The organism is Micromonospora sp. NPDC049301, from assembly GCF_040678715.1.
GTDB lineage: Bacteria > Actinomycetota > Actinomycetes > Mycobacteriales > Micromonosporaceae > Micromonospora.
Window position 1 is genome coordinate 119,983 of record NZ_JBFAQO010000005.1, and the last position, 16,468, is coordinate 136,450.

At 74.6% G+C, this 16,468-nt stretch carries 20 protein-coding genes; 1 reads left to right on the plus strand and 19 read right to left on the minus strand.

Features of this window, described 5'->3' with window-relative positions:
• The 12 genes from hisF to hisD form a co-directional block, all read right to left on the minus strand.
• The gene (gene hisF / locus AB0K07_RS16360) at positions 1 to 768 is read right to left on the minus strand and encodes an imidazole glycerol phosphate synthase subunit HisF (protein ID WP_363755801.1); all 768 of its coding nucleotides are present in this window, start codon (positions 766 to 768) and stop codon (positions 1 to 3) included.
• A gap of 77 nt (positions 769 to 845) precedes the next feature.
• Positions 846 to 1,844, minus strand: a complete 999-nt coding sequence (locus AB0K07_RS16365; RefSeq protein WP_363755803.1) for an NADP-dependent oxidoreductase — start codon at positions 1,842 to 1,844, stop codon at positions 846 to 848.
• Positions 1,845 to 1,892: 48 nt separating this feature from the next.
• Positions 1,893 to 2,324, minus strand: coding sequence for an organic hydroperoxide resistance protein (locus AB0K07_RS16370; protein WP_363756614.1), 432 nt, complete (start codon positions 2,322 to 2,324; stop codon positions 1,893 to 1,895).
• 5 nt (positions 2,325 to 2,329) lie between these two features.
• A complete protein-coding gene (locus tag AB0K07_RS16375) occupies positions 2,330 to 2,776 on the minus strand; it encodes a MarR family transcriptional regulator (RefSeq protein ID WP_363755805.1) in 447 nt (148 codons plus the stop codon).
• Positions 2,777 to 2,869: 93 nt separating this feature from the next.
• The gene (locus AB0K07_RS16380) at positions 2,870 to 3,259 is read right to left on the minus strand and encodes a RidA family protein (protein ID WP_363755807.1); all 390 of its coding nucleotides are present in this window, start codon (positions 3,257 to 3,259) and stop codon (positions 2,870 to 2,872) included.
• Entirely contained in the window at positions 3,256 to 3,981 is a 726-nt protein-coding gene (gene priA / locus AB0K07_RS16385) for a bifunctional 1-(5-phosphoribosyl)-5-((5-phosphoribosylamino)methylideneamino)imidazole-4-carboxamide isomerase/phosphoribosylanthranilate isomerase PriA (RefSeq protein ID WP_363755809.1), read from the minus strand. The genes AB0K07_RS16380 and priA overlap by 4 nt, the downstream gene beginning before the upstream one ends.
• A gap of 13 nt (positions 3,982 to 3,994) precedes the next feature.
• A complete protein-coding gene (locus tag AB0K07_RS16390; protein ID WP_363755811.1) occupies positions 3,995 to 4,318 on the minus strand; it encodes a hypothetical protein in 324 nt (107 codons plus the stop codon).
• Positions 4,319 to 4,357: 39 nt separating this feature from the next.
• The gene (hisH, locus tag AB0K07_RS16395; protein WP_363755813.1) at positions 4,358 to 4,990 is read right to left on the minus strand and encodes an imidazole glycerol phosphate synthase subunit HisH; all 633 of its coding nucleotides are present in this window, start codon (positions 4,988 to 4,990) and stop codon (positions 4,358 to 4,360) included.
• A complete protein-coding gene (locus AB0K07_RS16400) occupies positions 4,987 to 5,157 on the minus strand; it encodes a hypothetical protein (RefSeq protein WP_363755815.1) in 171 nt (56 codons plus the stop codon). Before AB0K07_RS16400 ends, hisH begins: the two co-directional genes overlap by 4 nt.
• A 117-nt stretch (positions 5,158 to 5,274) precedes the next feature.
• Entirely contained in the window at positions 5,275 to 5,886 is a 612-nt protein-coding gene (gene hisB / locus AB0K07_RS16405; RefSeq protein ID WP_363755817.1) for an imidazoleglycerol-phosphate dehydratase HisB, read from the minus strand.
• Complete coding sequence (locus AB0K07_RS16410) at positions 5,886 to 6,956, minus strand: histidinol-phosphate transaminase (protein WP_363755819.1); 1,071 nt, start codon at positions 6,954 to 6,956, stop codon at positions 5,886 to 5,888. The genes hisB and AB0K07_RS16410 overlap by 1 nt, the downstream gene beginning before the upstream one ends.
• Positions 6,957 to 6,978: 22 nt before the next feature.
• Positions 6,979 to 8,301, minus strand: coding sequence for a histidinol dehydrogenase (gene hisD, locus AB0K07_RS16415; RefSeq protein WP_363755821.1), 1,323 nt, complete (start codon positions 8,299 to 8,301; stop codon positions 6,979 to 6,981).
• A 105-nt stretch (positions 8,302 to 8,406) separates the two neighbouring features.
• Here hisD and AB0K07_RS16420 point away from each other — a divergent pair, with 105 nt between their 5' ends.
• A complete protein-coding gene (locus AB0K07_RS16420) occupies positions 8,407 to 9,117 on the plus strand; it encodes an LON peptidase substrate-binding domain-containing protein (protein ID WP_363755823.1) in 711 nt (236 codons plus the stop codon).
• Here the strand turns inward: AB0K07_RS16420 and AB0K07_RS16425 are convergent.
• The 7 genes from AB0K07_RS16425 to AB0K07_RS16455 all read right to left on the minus strand — a co-directional run bounded on the left by AB0K07_RS16425 (position 9,032) and on the right by AB0K07_RS16455 (position 16,413).
• Positions 9,032 to 9,832 carry a DUF2567 domain-containing protein gene (locus AB0K07_RS16425; protein WP_363755825.1) on the minus strand — a complete coding sequence of 267 codons (801 nt, stop codon included), beginning with the start codon at positions 9,830 to 9,832 and terminating at the stop codon, positions 9,032 to 9,034. The genes AB0K07_RS16420 and AB0K07_RS16425 overlap by 86 nt on opposite strands.
• An 82-nt stretch (positions 9,833 to 9,914) precedes the next feature.
• On the minus strand, positions 9,915 to 11,504 hold the full coding sequence (locus tag AB0K07_RS16430) for an AAA family ATPase (RefSeq protein ID WP_363755827.1): 1,590 nt from the start codon (positions 11,502 to 11,504) through the stop codon (positions 9,915 to 9,917).
• Positions 11,505 to 11,578: 74 nt separating this feature from the next.
• Positions 11,579 to 12,607: a hypothetical protein gene (locus tag AB0K07_RS16435; protein WP_363755829.1), complete on the minus strand. Its 1,029-nt coding sequence runs from the start codon at positions 12,605 to 12,607 to the stop codon at positions 11,579 to 11,581.
• A gap of 42 nt (positions 12,608 to 12,649) precedes the next feature.
• Positions 12,650 to 13,594, minus strand: coding sequence for an RluA family pseudouridine synthase (locus tag AB0K07_RS16440; protein ID WP_124770805.1), 945 nt, complete (start codon positions 13,592 to 13,594; stop codon positions 12,650 to 12,652).
• On the minus strand, positions 13,591 to 14,205 hold the full coding sequence (gene lspA, locus AB0K07_RS16445) for a signal peptidase II (protein ID WP_363755832.1): 615 nt from the start codon (positions 14,203 to 14,205) through the stop codon (positions 13,591 to 13,593). Before lspA ends, AB0K07_RS16440 begins: the two co-directional genes overlap by 4 nt.
• Positions 14,206 to 14,269: 64 nt before the next feature.
• On the minus strand, positions 14,270 to 14,689 hold the full coding sequence (locus AB0K07_RS16450; RefSeq protein ID WP_007463005.1) for a TraR/DksA C4-type zinc finger protein: 420 nt from the start codon (positions 14,687 to 14,689) through the stop codon (positions 14,270 to 14,272).
• A 224-nt stretch (positions 14,690 to 14,913) separates the two neighbouring features.
• Entirely contained in the window at positions 14,914 to 16,413 is a 1,500-nt protein-coding gene (locus AB0K07_RS16455; RefSeq protein WP_363755834.1) for a potassium/proton antiporter, read from the minus strand.
• Positions 16,414 to 16,468: the final 55 nt, after the last annotated feature.

The window sequence follows — 16,468 nt, forward strand, 5'->3', positions numbered from 1 at the left end:
TCAGCGCACCGGGTGACCGCTGCGGCGCAGCGCGTCCTTGACCTCGGCCACGGTCAGCTCACCGAAGTGGAAGACGCTGGCGGCGAGCACCGCGTCCGCGCCCGCCCCGATCGCGGGCGCGAAGTGGGCCACCTCGCCGGCGCCACCGCTGGCCACCACCGGCACGTCCACCACCGCCCGCACCGCACCGATCAGCTCCAGGTCGAAGCCCGCCTTGGTGCCGTCGGCGTCCATCGAGTTGAGCAGAATCTCCCCCGCGCCCAGCTCGGCGCCCCGCCGTGCCCAGTGCACCGCGTCGATCCCGGTGCCGCGCCGGCCGCCGTGGGTGGTGACCTCGAAGCCGCTGGGGGTGCCGCCGGCCGGTGCGCGGCGCACGTCCAGGGAGAGCACCAGCACCTGCCGGCCGAAGCGGTCGGCGATCTCGGCGATCAGCTCCGGACGGGCGATGGCGGCGGTGTTCACGCCGACCTTGTCCGCGCCGGCGCGCAGCAGCGTGTCCACGTCGGCGACCTGCCGCACCCCGCCGCCCACGGTCAGTGGGATGAACACCGACTCGGCGGTGCGGCGCACCACGTCGAGCATGGTGCCGCGGTCGCTGGAGGACGCGGTGACGTCGAGGAAGGTCAGCTCGTCCGCGCCGGCCCGGTCGTAGGCGGCGGCCAGCTCCACCGGATCGCCGGCGTCACGCAGGTCGAGGAAGTTGACCCCCTTGACCACCCGCCCGGCGTCCACGTCCAGACAGGGGATCACCCGCACCGCCACCGTCATGCCGCGAGCCTATCCTCCGCACGCGCGGCGGCGACCGACCTGTGAGACCGGCCACCGCCCCGCGTCGGGATCGGGAGTCACACCCGGACGAGCATCTTGCCGAGGTTGTCGCCGCGCAGCAGGCCGAGGAACGCCGCCGGGGCGTTCTCGATGCCGTCCACGACCGTCTCGTCGTAGGAGAGCCGACCCTCGCGCAGCCAGCCGGCGACGTCGCGGACGAACGCCTCGCGCACGTTGCCGTGGTCGCCGACCAGGAAGCCGCGCAGGGTGAGCCGCTTGCCGATGACCAGCGCGAGGTTGCGCGGCGCGGCCGGGGGCTCGGTGTCGTTGTACTGCGCGATCATGCCGCAGATGGCGGCCCGGCCGTGCAGGTTCATGGCCGAGATCGCCGCCTCCAGGTGGTCGCCGCCGACGTTGTCGAAGTAGACGTCGACACCGTCCGGGGCCGCCGCCTTCAGCGAGTCGCGGACCGGCCCGTCGTGGTAGTCGAAGGCGGCGTCGAAGCCCAGCGCCCGCAACCGCTGCACCTTCGCCGGCGAGCCGGCGCTGCCGATGACCCGGCCGGCGCCCTTGAGCTTGGCGATCTGGCCGACCAGGCTGCCGACCGCGCCGGCCGCGGCCGAGACGAAGACCGTCTCGCCGGGCTTCATCGCGGCGACCTCGAGCAGCCCGGCGTACGCGGTCAGACCGACCATCCCCAGCACGCCGAGGTACGCGCTGACCGGGGCGAGGCTCGGGTCGACCGGGCGGGCGGCGGTGGCGTCGAGCAGCGCGTACTCGCGCCAGCCCAGCCCGTGCAGCACGGTGTCGCCGACGGCGATGCCGGACGCCTCACTGGCGATCACCTCGCCGACCGCGCCACCGTCGAGCGGCGCGCCGAGCGCGAACGGCGGCACGTACGACTTGACGTCGTTCATCCGGCCCCGCATGTACGGGTCGACCGACAGGTACTGGTTGCGGACCACGATCTGGCCCGGGCCGGGCGTCGGGACGTCGGTCTCGACGAGCCGGAAGTTCTCCTCCGTGGGCCAGCCCTGGGGGCGGCTGGCCAGGTGGATCTCACGGTTGCTGGTCATGGGGAGTTTGTCCTCTCGTCCGCGGTCGGGGGGCGTGGGTCCGCGAGGTCACGCGGCCAGGGACTCGCGGACGGTCAGCGCGACGTCGATGTTGCCGCGGGTGGCGTTCGAGTACGGGCACACCTGGTGGGCCTGCTCGACGAGCTGTTCGGCGGCCTCGCGGGGCACGGAGGGCAGGTCGACGACGAGGCGTACGGTGAGCCCGAACCCGCCGCTGCCGTTCGGGCCGATGCCCACCTCGGCGGCGACGACCGAGCCGGTGACGTCGGCCTTGGCCCGGCGGGCGACCAGCCGCAGCGCGCCGTGGAAGCAGGCCGCGTAGCCGGCGGCGAAGAGCTGCTCCGGGTTTGCGGCACCACCGGCGCCACCCATCTCCTTCGGCACGGCCAGGTCGAGCGTGAACGTGCCGTCGGAGGTCTCGACGTGGCCGTCCCGGCCGTCGCCGCTGGCGGTGGCGGATGCGGTGTAGAGCACCTGCATGATGGTCACTGCTCCTTCTGTCGGTGGATGGTGTCGGTGACCCGGCTGAGGGTGTCGCGCAGCGCGACGAGCTCGCTGACGTCGAGCCCGGTGGCCCTGGCGATCCGCAGTGGGATCTCGTCCACCTGCTGCCGCAGCGCCCGGCCCTGCTCGGTCAGGCCCACCTCGACCCGTCGCTCGTCGCGCGCCGACCGCCGCCGCACCACCAGGCCCGCCCCCTCCAGCCGCTTGAGCAGCGGGGAGAGCGTGCCGGAGTCCAGTCGCAGCTCGGCGCCGAGCTCGGAGACCGTGGGGGCGTCGTCGGGGCGCTCCCAGAGCACCAGCAGCACCAGGTACTGCGGGTAGGTCAGCCCGAACCGGTCGAGGATCGGCCGGTAGACGTCGGTCAGGGCGCGCGACGCGGCGTAGAGCGCGAAGCACACCTGCCGGCGCAGCACCAGGTCATCGGTCACCGGTGAACCGTAGCCCACAATTCAGTTGTGCACAACCGATCGGGTCGCAGTGCGGTCATGACCGCGATCACCACCGGGACCGCCGGCACCGCCTCAGCGGTCCGGGAGGTACGCCTCCAGCTCCACCTCGACCAGGTGCTCCGGGTCCAGCAGGCCGGCCACCACCACCAGCGTCGCCGCCGGCCGGACCGCGCCGAAGACCGCGTTGTGCGCCCGGCCGACCTCGTCGGCGTGCAGCCGATCGATCACGTACATCCGGGTGCGGACCACGTCACCCGGCTGCGCGCCCACCTCGGCGAGCGCGGCCAGCCCGATCCGCAGCGCCTGCGCGGTCTGCGCGGCGGCGTCCCCGACGTGCACCACCCGGCCGTCCACGGTGGCCGTGCAGCCGGCCGTCCAGGCCCGGTCGCCGGCCCGGACCACCCGGGAGTAGCCGTACCGCTGCTCCCACGGACCGCCCGAGCCGAGCCGCGTGGCCGTCACGCCTCGGCCAGCGTCCGCAGCGCCTCGGCCACCGTGAAGGCGCCCGCGTAGAGCGCCTTGCCGGCGATCACACCCTCCACCCCGAGCGGCTCCAGCGTTGCCAGAGCCCGCAGGTCGTCCAGCGTGGACACCCCACCCGAGGCGATCACCGGGCGGTCGGTCCGCGCGCACACCTCGCGCAGCAGGTCCAGGTTCGGCCCGCGCATGGTGCCGTCCTTCGTGATGTCGGTGACCACATACCGGCTGGCGCCCGCCTTGTCCAGCCGCTCCAGCACCTCGTACAGGTCACCGCCGTCCCGCGTCCAGCCACGCGCCGAGAGGGTACGGCCGCGCACGTCCAGCCCGATGGCGACCCGGTCGCCGTACTCCCCGACCACCCGGTCGCACCAGACCGGGTCCTCCAGGGCCGCGGTGCCGATGTTCACCCGGGCCGCCCCGGTGCCCAGCGCCGCCCGCAGCGACTCGTCGTCGCGGATGCCGCCGGAGAGCTCCACCTGCACGTCGAGCTGGCGCACCACCTCGGCGAGCAGGTGCGCGTTGCTGCCCCGGCCGAACGCCGCGTCCAGGTCGACCAGGTGGATCCACTCCGCGCCGTCGCGCTGCCAGGCCAGTGCGGCGTCCAGCGGGTCGCCGTAGATGCTCTCGCTACCGACGGCGCCCTGCACGAGCCGAACGGCCCGGCCGTCGGCGACATCCACGGCGGGTAACAGGGTGAGGCTCACGTCTTCTCCTCGATCACGTGCGACGGTCCAGGGCGATCACCACGATCGCCGGCAGTACGAGCAGCAACAGCACGATCAGCGCGATACGCAGCGCCAGATCGTCGACGAACGTCCAGATCAGGATCAGCGCCGCCACGGTGAGCAGCACGATCGCGGCGCGTTCGCCCCGACTGTGCCGGGCCAGCCGACCCGAGCGGCCCCGCCGCAGCTGCGGCGTCAACCGGCGGACCACCGCCCGGCGACGCTGCCGGCGGGCCACCCGACGCTGCCGGACCGCCCGCTCCCGGGCCTGCTCCGCCTCGCGCACCGCCCGGCGGCGCGCCCGCTCCCGGCTCACCGCGACCCCCGCCGGTCGGGCGCCGGGCGGCGACGACGCTCAGCCACCGCTGGACAGCGTGGCAAGCCAGTTGCGCAGCAGCGCGGCACCGGTGTCGGCGGACTTCTCCGGATGGAACTGGGCCGCCGAGAGCGGACCACGCTCCACCGCGGCGACGAAGTCCGTGTCGTGGTGGGCCGTGGTCACCGTGGCCCCGGTGGCGGCCAGCGCCGTCGGATCGCCCATCGCGTACGAGTGGACGAAGTAGAACCTGCTCTGCGCCGGCATGCCGGCGAAGAGCACCGAGCCCCGGGGCGCCCGGACGGTGTTCCAGCCCATGTGCGGCAGCCGGGTGGCGGCCAGCCGGGTCACCCCGCCGGGCAGCAGACCCAGCCCCTTCGTCACCACACCGTGCTCGTCACCGTGCTCGAACAGCACCTGCATGCCCACACAGATGCCGAGCACCGGTCGGCCGGCGGCCACCCGCTCGGCGATCACCGGGCCGGCGCCGAGCGCCTCGATCCCGGCCATGCACGCCGCGAAGGCACCCACCCCCGGCACCACCAGGCCGTCGGCGGCGGCCGCCGCGTCCAGGTCGTCGGTCACCCGTACGTCCGCGCCGGCGGCGGCCAGCGCCCGCTCCGCGGAGCGCAGGTTGCCCGAGCCGTAGTCGAGCACCACGACGCCGCTCACGCGCCCGACTCCGGAAGCAACCAGAGCACCCCGCCGGCGGTGGCCAGCAGCGCCAACAGCGCGGTGACCACCACGGCGCTCCTCGGCGCGCCCTGCCGGTACAGCGACCAGACCCCGCCGACCAGCACCCCGGCCAGGATCAGCAACAGCGTCGGCAACACCCTCATCAGAGCCACCTTCCATTCACGACTGCGGGGCTCCGCTGCGCTGCACTCCTCGCGCTCATCAGAGCCACCTTCCATTCACGACTGCGGGGCTCCGCTGCGCTGCACTCCTCGCGCTCATCAGAGCGCCCCCTTCGTGCTCGGGATCGCGCCCGCCGCCCGCGGGTCGATCGCGGTGGCATCGCGCAACGCCCGGGAGACCGCCTTGAACTGCGCCTCCACCACGTGGTGCGCGTCCGGGTTACCGCCCGGCCGGGCCGCCCGCAGCACGTCGACGTGCAGGGTGATCCGGGCCGCCTGGCCGAAGGACTCCCAGATGTGCCGGGTCATGCTGGTCGGGTACACCGGGCCGATGTACGGCGCCAGCGCCGGCTCGTCGTGCACCACGTACGGTCGGCCGGACAGGTCCACGGCGGCGCGGACCAGCACCTCGTCCATCGGGACGGTCGCCGAGCCGTACCGCCGGATGCCGGCCTTGTCGCCCAGCGCCTGGTCGAACGCGGCGCCCAGGGCGAGCGCGGTGTCCTCCATGGTGTGGTGCGCGTCGATCTCCAGGTCGCCGACGGTGCGCACGGTCAGGTCGTAGCCGCCGTGCCGGGCGATCTGGTGCAGCATGTGGTCGTAGAAGCCGACCCCGGTGCTGATCTCGGCGGTGCCGGTGCCGTCGAGGTCGATCTCGACGAGGACCTTGGTCTCCTTGGTGATCCGCTCCACCCGGGCGGTCCGGCTCATCACAGTGTCTCCATCGCAGAAAGGAAGGCGTCGGTCTCGGCGGGGGTGCCGGCGGTGACCCGCAGCCAGCCGGGAAGGCCGACGTCGCGGACCAGCACCCCGCGCTCCAGCAGGGCGCGCCAGGCGGTGGCCTGGTCCCCGCCCACCTCGAAGAGCACGAAGTTGGCGTCGCTGTCGGCAACGCGCAACCCGCGGCCCCGCAGCGTCGCCACGATCCGGTCCCGCTGCGCCATGATCGCGCTCACCGTACCGAGCAGGGCGTCGCGGTGGGCCAGCGCCGCGCGGGCGGCGGCCTGGGTCAGCGCCGAGAGGTGGTACGGCAGCCGGACCAGTTGCACCGCCTGCACCACCGCCGCGTCGGCGGCCAGGTAGCCCAGCCGCCCGCCGGCGAAGCCGAACGCCTTGCTCATCGTCCGGGTGACCACCAGGCGCGGGTGCCCGGGCAGCACCGCGAGGGCGCTGACCGTGCCGGGCCGGGCGAACTCGGCGTACGCCTCGTCGACCACCACCATGCCGGGCGCGACGTCGAGGACCGCGGCGACCACCGCCGGGTCCAGGGCGGTGCCGGTGGGGTTGTTCGGCGAGCAGAGGAAGACCACGTCGGGCCGGTGCTCGCGGACCTGGGCGACCGCCTCGTCGGCGGTCAACCCGAAGTCGACACCGCGCCGCGCCGGCACCCACCGGGTGCCGGTGCCGAGCGCCAGCAGCGGGTGCATCGAGTACGCCGGCACGAAACCGAGCGCGCTGCGGCCCGGACCACCGAACGCCTGGAGCAGCTGCTGCTGGATCTCGTTGGAACCGTTCGCCGCCCACACCTGGTCGACGGTGAGCCCGTGACCGAGGTACCCGGCCAGGTCGGCGCGGAGCGCCACCGCGTCCCGGTCCGGATAGCGGTTGAGGTCGCGCAGCTCGGCCGCGAGCGCCTTGCCGATCGCCTCCACCACCGGCTCGGGCACCGGGTAGGAGTTCTCGTTCGTGTTCAGCCGCACCGCCACGTCCAGCTGCGGCGCCCCGTACGGCGACAGCCCGCGCAGGTCGTCGCGGATCGGCAGGTCGCCCAGCGCGCTCATGCCGCCTCCCCGCTGCGCTCGCTCACGCCGCCCCTCCGGGGAAGCGGGCCCGGACCGCCTGGCCGTGCGCGGGCAGATCCTCCACGGTGGCCAGGGTGACCACGTGCGGGGCCACCTCGCGCAGCGCGGCCTCGGTGTACTCGATCAGGTGCACGCCACGCAGGAAGGACTGCACGGAGAGCCCCGAGGAGTGCCGGGCGCAGCCGCCGGTGGGCAGCACGTGGTTGGAGCCGGCGCAGTAGTCGCCGAGCGACACCGGCGACCAGGCGCCCACGAAGATCGCCCCGGCGTTGCGCACCCGCAGCGCCCACTCCCGGGCGTCGACCGTCTGGATCTCCAGGTGCTCGGCCGCGTACGCGTCGACCACCCGCAGCCCGGCCTCGAGGTCGTCGACCAGGACCACGCCGCTCTGCTCCCCGGTAAGCGCGGTGGTCACCCGCTCCGCGTGCTTGGTCGCCGGCACCTGCCGGGCCAGCTCCCGCTCGACCGCCTCGACCAGCGCCACCGACGGGGTGACCAGCACGCTCGCGGCGAGCGGGTCGTGCTCAGCCTGGCTGATCAGGTCGGCGGCCACGTGCGCCGGGTCGGCGGTGTCGTCGGCCAGGATGGCTATCTCGGTCGGCCCCGCCTCGGCGTCGATGCCCACGACGCCCCGCAGCAGCCGCTTGGCGGCCGTCACCCAGATGTTGCCGGGGCCGGTAACCAGGTCCACAGGCTCGCAGCGCGCGTCGCCCGCCGGGTCCACCGCAGCCCCGTACGCCAGCATCGCCACCGCCTGGGCGCCGCCCACGGCGTAGACCTCGTCGACGCCGAGCAGCGCGCACGCGGCGAGCACCCGCGGGTCGGGCAGGCCGCCGTTGTCCTTCTGCGGCGGGCTCACCACCACCAGCGAGCGCACCCCGGCCGCCTGGGCGGGCACCACGTTCATCACCACGGTCGACGGGTACATGGCCAGCCCACCGGGGACGTAGAGGCCGACCCGGTCGACCGGCAGCCACCGTTCGGTGACCGTGCCGCCCGGCACCACCTGGGTGGTGTGCTCGGTACGCCGCTGGTCGTCGTGCACCCGGCGGGCGCGGGCGATCGACTCCAGCAGCGCGGCGCGCACCTCCGGGTCGAGCACCCCCTCGGCCTCGGCGATCGCCTCGACCGGCACCCGCAGCACCTCCGGGGAGACGCCGTCGAACCGCTCGCTGGCCTCCCGGATCGCCGGGTAACCATGCTCCCGGACCGCCTCCACGAGCGGCCGGATCCGCTCGACGGCCACCGACACGTCGAGCTGGGCACGGGGCAGCAGGCGGCGCGGGTCACCGAGACCGTCGCGCAGGTCGATCCGATTCAGCACCCTTGCGAGTCTAGGCGGCCGGGCCGGGGCGCACCCGGGCCGCCCGACCGCCGGGACGGTGAGCCGGGCCACGCCGACCTGGGCGAGATTGGCTAGGCTCCACCTGTGACCGCACGGCTGCCGGTGTTCCCGCTCGCAACGGTGCTCTTTCCAGGGTTGGTGCTGCCGCTGCACATCTTCGAGGAGCGCTACCGGGCCCTGGTCCGGCACCTGGTCGACCTGCCCGAGGGTGCCTCGCGCGAGTTCGGGGTGGTCGCGATCCAGGCCGGCTGGGAGGTCGCGCCGGCCGGTCCCGCCAACCGACCCACGCCCGCCGCCAGCGTCGGCGACGTCACCCTGCACGAGGTGGGCTGCACCGCCGAGCTGCGACAGGTGACCGAGCTGGCCGACGGGGGCTTCGACATCGTCACGGTCGGTCGCCGCCGGTTCCGGATCGACGAGGTCGACGACAGCTCCACGCCGTACCTGACCGCCGAGGTCGAGTGGCTGCCCGAGCCGGCCGGGCCGGACGAGGTGGCCGACCTGCTGGCCGCCCGGGTGATCGCGGTGTTCCGGCAGTACCTCGGCCTGATCCGGTCCGACCCGGAGGAGATCTCCGAGCAGCTGCCGGAGGACCCGACCGTGCTCTCCCACCTGGTGGCGGCGACCGCGGCGCTGACCATCGACGATCGGCAGCGGCTGCTGGCGATCGACGACACCGCCGCCCGGCTCCGCGCCGAGCTGCGGCTACTCAACCGCGAGGCGGCTCTGCTGCGCCAGGTGCGGGCGGTTCCGGTGCCGCTGGCGGAGCTGGCGTCCCCGCCGACGCCCAACTGAACGCGGCCGGGTCGGGCATCGGCTCCGGGCGCAGCGACGGCCAGCGCGACCACCCGGCGAGCAGGGTGTACGTGACCGCGGCGCCGAACGCCGGCAGAAGCAGGTTGCCGTGCGGCACCGGCAGCACGCCGAGCACCCAGTCGACGCCACCGGCCCGCAGGTCGGCGGGTTTGGTGAAGGCCTGGCCGGCCGGGGCGGTGTCCAGCAGCCGGTCGAAGGTGCCGAGGCCGACCCGCCGCCCCACCTGCCAGGCCACCGGCGCGGCGGCCAGCGCGCCCAACACCCCGGCGAGGAGCCCGACGGGGCCGCGCCGCCGGCGCAGCACGAACCACAGGGTCAGCGCCGCGAGCACACCGAAGGCGAGCCCCAGCAGGCTGAACCAGCCGTCCGCGGCGATCGGCTGCTCCGGCTGCGGGTCGGCGTAGATGGCGCCCTGGTCGGTCTTGAGCACCGGGGTGTCGGGCGCGAGCGCGGCCCAGAGCAGCCCGAGCGGCGCACCCAGCACGGCCAGCGCGAGCGCCACGCCGACCACCGTCGCCGCGGTCCGCGCCGGCCTACGCGGCTCGTCGGCCGGGAGCGGGCCGGGGTCGGCCACAGCATCCGGCGGCGCCCCGCCCGGACGCTGCTCGCTGACCGGGTCCGCCGGCGCCGGTGGTGCGGACGGCTCGTCGCCGCGCGGCGCGGGCCGGTCGGATTCGGGGCTGTCGGGGTTCACCCGATGATCCTCTCAGCTCGCCGCCCGGGCCGTGCACGGTCATCCGCGCTCCCGCCCGATGACGTGATCGCGCCGGGCCGGGTCACCGGGCGAACGGCTCCACCATGACCGCGGCGGCGCGCAGCCACGCCTGACGGGTCTCCGGCTGGAGCTGGTGATACTCGATCGACGCCCCGGTCTCCAACGCCGGGTCGTAGGGCACCACGGCCACCGCGCGGGTACGGGTGGCGAAGTGCCGCTCCAGGTCGTCCTGCAACGCGGAGCGGCCCGGCGTGGGGCAGGAGATGAGGGTGATCGCGTTGTCGGCAAGCTCCCCCATGCCCTCCTCGTGCAGCAGGTCGAGCATCCAGTCCGCGCTGAACGCCGCGTCCTCGCGCGGCACGGTGGTCACCACCAGCTGGTCGGCGGCCTGCATCACGGTGCGCCAGTTGGGGCTCTCCACGTTGTTGCCGGTGTCCACGCAGACCACGTCGTGGGTACGCCGCAGCAGCTCCAGCACCCGCCGGACGGTGAACTGGTCCAGCCGCTGCGCGAAGCGGGGGCTCTCCTCACCGGCCAGCACGTCGTACGAGCCGTCGGAGGCGTGCCGCAGGTAGTCGTCGAGCCGCTCCAGCAGGGTCGCGCCCTCCAGGATCTCGATCTGGGCCAGCTCGGTGATCAGGTGGCGGATGGTCCGGGCGTGCCGGGCACTGCCGGCGCGCAGCCCGAGGGTGCCGCGCAGCTCGTTGTCGTCCCAGGCCAGCACGCCCCGCCCGCGCACGCTGCCGACGGTGGCCGCGGCGAGCACGGTGGCGGTGGTCTTGTGCACCCCGCCCTTGGGGTTGGCGAACGCGAACACCCGCGGGGTGCCGAGGTCGCGGCGGAGCACAGCGGTGGCCCGCTCCACCTCCGGGTCGACGCCCTGCGGACGCCACTCGATGCGCGGCGGGTAGCCGCGCTCGGCGATCGCCGAGCTGACCGGCGCGGCGGGCGGCGGGGCGACCGGTGCGACCGGCGGCGGGGCGACCGGTGGGGTGGGCGGCGGCGCGACCGGCGGGGCCGGCGGCGGGGGCGGGGGCGCCGGGTAGCCGGTCTCCGGCTGGTAGCCGGTCTCCAGCAGCGCGTACCGGGACTCCACCGGCGGGCTGCCGTGCCGGTAGCCGTTGTCCAGCAGCGCGTAGCGCGACTCGACCGGCTCGGCCCGGCGGGAGGGCGGCTCCGGCTCGGGCTCGGCCCGGTACGCCGGGTCCGCCCGGTAGTCCGGCGCGGCCCGGTACGCCGGCTCGGCGCGGTAGTCCGGCTCCGCTCGATACGCGGGCTCGGCCCGGTACGCGGGCTCCGCCCGGTAACCCGGCTCGCCCCGGTAGTCCGGCTCCGGCCGGTACGCCGGCTCGGCCCGGTAGGCGGGATCGACCCGGTAGGTCGCCTCGGCCCGGTAACCCGGGTCCGCGCCGTACGACAGCTCCGCCGGATGCCCGATGGCCGGCGCCCGCCCGGAGTAGCCGCTGGGGGCCGCGCGTCGGGGCAGCGGATCCGGTGGTGGTTCGTCGGCTCGCCGGTCGGGCTCGGCCTGCTCGGGGGCGCGTGCGCCGTGCCGGGCGCGGTCCAGCAGCGCCCGCCACCTCGGCGCTGGTTCGGCCGGCCGGCCCCAGCCGGTCTCACTGCCCTCCACGGCCCGCCCTCCCAGCGCCATCGATCTCCGTCTGACAGGCTACGAAGGAAACACTATTCGGACCACACCACCGCACGCACACCACCCGGCGCAGATCACGACGGGGACGGCGTCAGCGGCCCGGCGCCGGTGGCGTCCGGCGAGGTGGTGACACTCGGCGCCACCGACTCGGCGGGCCCGGCCGCCGACGGCTCAGGTGACGGAGTCGTCACGATGGGTGCGGGTTCCGACGATTCGACCATCGACGCCGACGGCGCCGGCGCGACGGGCGTCGACCCGACCGGCGCCTCCGGGGTCGGCACCGCGCTCGGTCCGGTGTCGGCCGGCGGGCGGACCACGTCGCGCTGCTCGGGCAGTGGCGGCGTGAAGACCGCGCGGTCCAGCCGGTACACCTCGGGCGCGGGGTCGACCGCCCGCACGTCCGGCCGGGCCGCCACGCCGCGCAGCACCCCCGGCGTCGCCCGCACCACCGCCGCGTACACGCAGGCGCAGCCGGTGCGGTAGGCGGAGGCCTCGGCCGCCGCGACGTCCGCTCCGCTGGCGTACTGCTCGCGCAACTCCCGCTCCTCGGGGCCGTCGCCGCTCACCGTGGCCGCTCTCGCCCGGTAGTCCGCGGCCTCGGCGTCCTTGCGGACGGCCACCTGCGCCATCCCGGCGACCACGTCGTCGGGGACCCGCAGCGCGGGAATCCGGACGATCTCGGTCTGCCGGCCGGGCAGCGGCACCCGCCCGAACACCGTCGAGACCGGCACGTCGCCGAGCACCGACGCCAGTCGCTGCGGCGGCAGGTACGCGTCCAGCGTGACCAGCGCGTAGGTGCCGTCCCCGGTGGCCGGCGCCGCGGTGGGCAGCGCGGCCAGGTCAGCCGCGGCGGATCGCAGGTAGCCGGGGACGGAGTCGCCGTCGACCACCCCGACCCGGGTCACCTCCCCCACCGTCCGGTCGCCGACCGGAGCGTCGTCGGCGGCCCAGACCGCGGTGCCCAGCACCGCCGCCGAGGACAGCACCGCGGCCCAGGTGAGCACCCCGGACCGCGCCGACCGGTCGCCCAGCCGGGTCACGGCCCGGGTCAGCGGCGGCAGCAGCCGTTGGTCCAGCTGCCGCAGCAGGTCGCCGGCGCGCACGGGCGGGATCCCCTCGTCGGATCGGTGTCGGGCGGTCGCCGCTCAGTCACGCAGGATCTGGAGCGCGCGGTCCAGGTCGTCAGGGTAGTCGCTGACGAACCGGACCTCGTCCCCCGTTCGGGGGTGCAGGAAGCTCAACTCGCGGGCGTGCAGCCACTGTCGGGCCAGGCCGAGCCGGGCCGAGAGGGTGGGGTCGGCACCGTACGTGAGGTCGCCCACACAGGGATGCCGCAGGGTCGAGAAGTGCACCCGGATCTGGTGGGTCCGGCCCGTCTCCAGTCGCACGTCGACCAGGCTGGCCGCCGGGAACGCCTCGAGGGTGTCGTAGTGCGTGATGCTCGGCTTGCCGCCGGACACCACGGCCCAGCGGTAGTCGTGGGTGGGGTGCCGGTCGATCGGCGCGTCGACGGTGCCCCGCAGCGGGTCCAGGTGCCCCTGCACCACCGCGTGGTAGCCCTTGTCCACCTCGCGGTACTTGAAGGCCCGCTTCAACGCCGTGTACGCCTGCTCGCTCTTGGCCACCACCATGATCCCGGTGGTGCCCACGTCGAGCCGGTGCACGACGCCCTGCCGCTCGGCGGCGCCGCTGGTGGAGATGCGGTGCCCGATCGCGGCGAGGGCACCGATCACCGTCGGGCCGGTCCAGCCCGGGCTGGGGTGCGCGGCCACGCCGACCGGCTTGTCCACCACCACGATGTCGTCGTCGGCGTACACGACTCGCAGGCCGGGCACCGCCTGCGGCACCACGGTCGGCGGGGCGACCGGGGCGGGAAGCGTGACCTCCAGCCAGGAGCCGGCCTTGACCTTGTGCGAGTTGGGCCGGGCGGCGCCGTCGACCAGCGCGTCCCCGGCGTCGACCAGGGCCGCGGCGGCGGTGCGGGAGAGCCCGAACAGCCGGGAGACCGCCTGGTCCAGTCGCATCCCGTCGAGCCCGTCCGGCACGGGCAGTGAGCGGTGGTCGCCGCCGGCGGCGAAGGCGGAGGTCACGCCCGCTCCCGCTGGTCGGCGCCCTGGGCGGGGGTAACGTCGGCCGGGTCGCCGTCGCGGCCGACCCGCCGGCCGTCACGCTGGCGGCCGGTCAACTCCAGCAGCACGGCCAGCAGCACGCCGCAGACCAGCGAGCTGTCGGCCAGGTTGAACACCGGCCAGACCTGGCCGTACGGGTCGAAGAGGCTGATCATGTCGACCACGTGCCCGTGGAAGGGGGCGGGTGCCCGGAAGATCCGGTCGACGAGGTTGCCCAGCGCACCACCGAGCACCAGACCGAGCGAGACCGCCCACGGCAGTGAGCGCAGCCGCAGCGCCATCCAGACGATCCAGCCGACCACACCGATGGTGATCAGCGGGAAGACCCAGGTGTGGTCCGCGCCGATGCTCCACGCCGCGCCGCTGTTGCGGGTGAGGCTGAAGTAGACCAGCCCGCCGAGCAGCTGGACCGGCTCCCGATCGGTCAGTGTGGCCAGCGCGAGGTGCTTGGTGGCCAGGTCGGCCAGCAGGGCCACCAGGGCGACTCCGGTGAGGATCGCGACGGCCCTCGGCCGGGGTTTGTCGCCACCCGGATCGGTGCGGCCGGGTTCGGCGGACGGTACTGCGGTCATGCGCTCCCCATCGACAGTCTCGGCGGTGATCGCTCACCGTCTCATCGCCGCCGGGGAGCGGACCTCAGCGCCGCTCCTCCAGCTGCTTGCACGTCACGCACAGGGTGGCCGACGGGAAGGCGGCGAGGCGCTCGACCGGGATCGGGTTGCCGCACCGCTCGCACCAGCCGTAACCACCCTCGTCGAGGCGCTCCAGGGCGCGCTCGACCTGCGTGATCCGTTCCAGAATGCTGTTGGCGAGAGAGATCTCCTGCTCCCGCTCGAACGTCTTGGTGCCGGTATCGGCCTGGTCGTCCCCGGCCGAGTCGGTCAGCCGATCGCGCTGCAGCTCGGTGATCTCGCTCAGCGTCTGATCGTACTCGGCGCGAAGCTCGTCCCGCCGCGCCGCCAGCGCCGCCCGGATCTTCTCGGTCTCCGCCGCGCTGCGGGTGGCCTTGGCCACCGGCTTGCGGCCGGCGGTCCTGGTGTCGGCTGGCTTCGCCATGGGTCGCTCCCTCGGCCGCGGAACCGCGTGGTCGCGGCACCTGGTCAGGGGGCGCCGACCAAGGCGTCCCCTATGTACGAAAAGGGGCGCACGGCGACGGTGGCCGCGCACTCCGGAGGTTGGCAAGAATACGGAACGTACAGGCGTCCGACAACGTGCCGCACCGTCGCACCGCTTAACAGCCCCGAGCCCTGCCTAACTGGGGCAAAAGGAACGCTAGCAGATCAACCGTCGGCCTCATCCCCGTACTCACCAAACCACCGGGCCAGCCGACCCCGCCGGCTGACCGCCCGCAGCCGGCGCTCGGCGGCGTCGCGCACCCCGCCGGTGGCCACGATCAACAGGCTGTCGCCGGTCTTCAGCCGGGTGTCCGGCCCGGGTACGAACCCGACACCGTCCCGCAGCACCAGGGTGACCGAGGCGCCCAGCGGCAGCCGCAGCTCGTCGACGTGCACGCCGGCCAACCGTGAGCCGGGCGGCACCTCCAGTTGGAGCAGGTCGGCCCGCATCCGCTCCAGCGGGGCGGTCTCCACGTGGATCTCGGTGGCCTCGGCCGGCGCGGTGATCCCCAACCGGCGGGAGAGCGGCCCGAGCGTCCCGGTCTGCACCAGCGTGAAGATCACCACCAGTACGAAGACCGCGTCGAAGAGGCGCTCCGCGCCGGGCACGTGCTCGGAGAGCGGAATGGTGGCCAGCACGATCGGCACGGCTCCGCGCAGCCCGGCCCAGGACAGGAACGCCTGCTCGCGCAGACCGACCCGGAACGGCAGCGCCGACACGACCACCGACAGAGGCCGGGCCAGCAGCACCAACGCCAGCCCGGCGACCACCGCCGGCAGCACCGCCGCGTCCAGCCGGCCCGGCGAGGCCAGCAGCCCGAGCAGCACGAACAGGCCGATCTGGGCCAGCCAGGCCAGCCCGTCGGCGAAGCCGAGGATCGCCTGCCGGTGCGGCAGCCGGGCGTTGCCGAGCAGCACCCCGGCGACGTAGACGGCGAGGAACCCCGAGGCGTGGAGCACCGCCCCGGCGGCGTACGCCAGCACGGTGATGCCCACCGCGGCGATCGGGTACAGCCCGGCCGAGGGCAGCGCCGCCCGGCGCAGCGCCCAGGTGCCGGCGACGCCGGCACCCACCCCCACCGCGGCCCCGACACCCAGCTCGTAGACGACCAGAGCGGTCTCGTACCACCACGGGTGCGACCAGCCGTGGTGGGACAGGAGCACCACCAGCAGCACCACCGGGGCGTCGTTCATGCCCGACTCGGCCTCGAGCGTGGCCACCAGCCGAGGCGGCAGGCGCAGCCGGCGCAGGGTCGCGAAGACCGCGGCCGCGTCGGTGGAGGAGAGCACCGCCCCGTAGAGCAGCGCCAGCCGCCAGTCCAGCCCGAGCAGCAGGTGCAGGGCGACGCCGACCAGCACGATGCTGACCACCACGCCCACCGTGGACAGCGCGGCGGCCAGCCCGAGCACCGGCCGCAACGTGCTCCACCGGGCGGTCAGACCGCCCTCCGCGATGATCACGATCAGCGCGCAGAAGCCGAGGGTCCGGGTCAGCTCGACGTCGTCGAAGCGGATGCCCAGCCCGGACTCGCCGATCGCCACGCCCAGCGCCAGGTAGACGAGCAGGCTGGGCACCCCGAGCCGGGTGGAGAGCCGTACCGCACCGACCGCCACCAGCAGCACCGCCGCGCCGAGCAGCAGCGCGATATCCAGCCCGGGCGTCACGGTTGCCGAGGGCCTGTGTCGAAGTCCTCGGTCGAGCCGAGGCGGAGTCCCGGCG

Bases quoted from the DNA above. Each gene is read 5' to 3' on its own strand.
- AB0K07_RS16400 (WP_363755815.1), bottom strand. From the start codon at position 5,157: ATGAGGGTGTTGCCGACGCTGTTGCTGATCCTGGCCGGGGTGCTGGTC.
- AB0K07_RS16430 (WP_363755827.1), bottom strand. From the start codon at position 11,504: ATGGCGCTGGGAGGGCGGGCCGTGGAGGGCAGTGAGACCGGCTGGGGC.
- AB0K07_RS16365 (WP_363755803.1), bottom strand. From the start codon at position 1,844: ATGACCAGCAACCGTGAGATCCACCTGGCCAGCCGCCCCCAGGGCTGG.
- hisB (WP_363755817.1), bottom strand. From the start codon at position 5,886: ATGAGCCGGACCGCCCGGGTGGAGCGGATCACCAAGGAGACCAAGGTC.
- AB0K07_RS16410 (WP_363755819.1), bottom strand. From the start codon at position 6,956: ATGAGCGCGCTGGGCGACCTGCCGATCCGCGACGACCTGCGCGGGCTG.
- hisF (WP_363755801.1), bottom strand. From the start codon at position 768: ATGACGGTGGCGGTGCGGGTGATCCCCTGTCTGGACGTGGACGCCGGG.
- AB0K07_RS16370 (WP_363756614.1), bottom strand. From the start codon at position 2,324: ATGCAGGTGCTCTACACCGCATCCGCCACCGCCAGCGGCGACGGCCGG.
- lspA (WP_363755832.1), bottom strand. From the start codon at position 14,205: ATGACCGCAGTACCGTCCGCCGAACCCGGCCGCACCGATCCGGGTGGC.
- AB0K07_RS16450 (WP_007463005.1), bottom strand. From the start codon at position 14,689: ATGGCGAAGCCAGCCGACACCAGGACCGCCGGCCGCAAGCCGGTGGCC.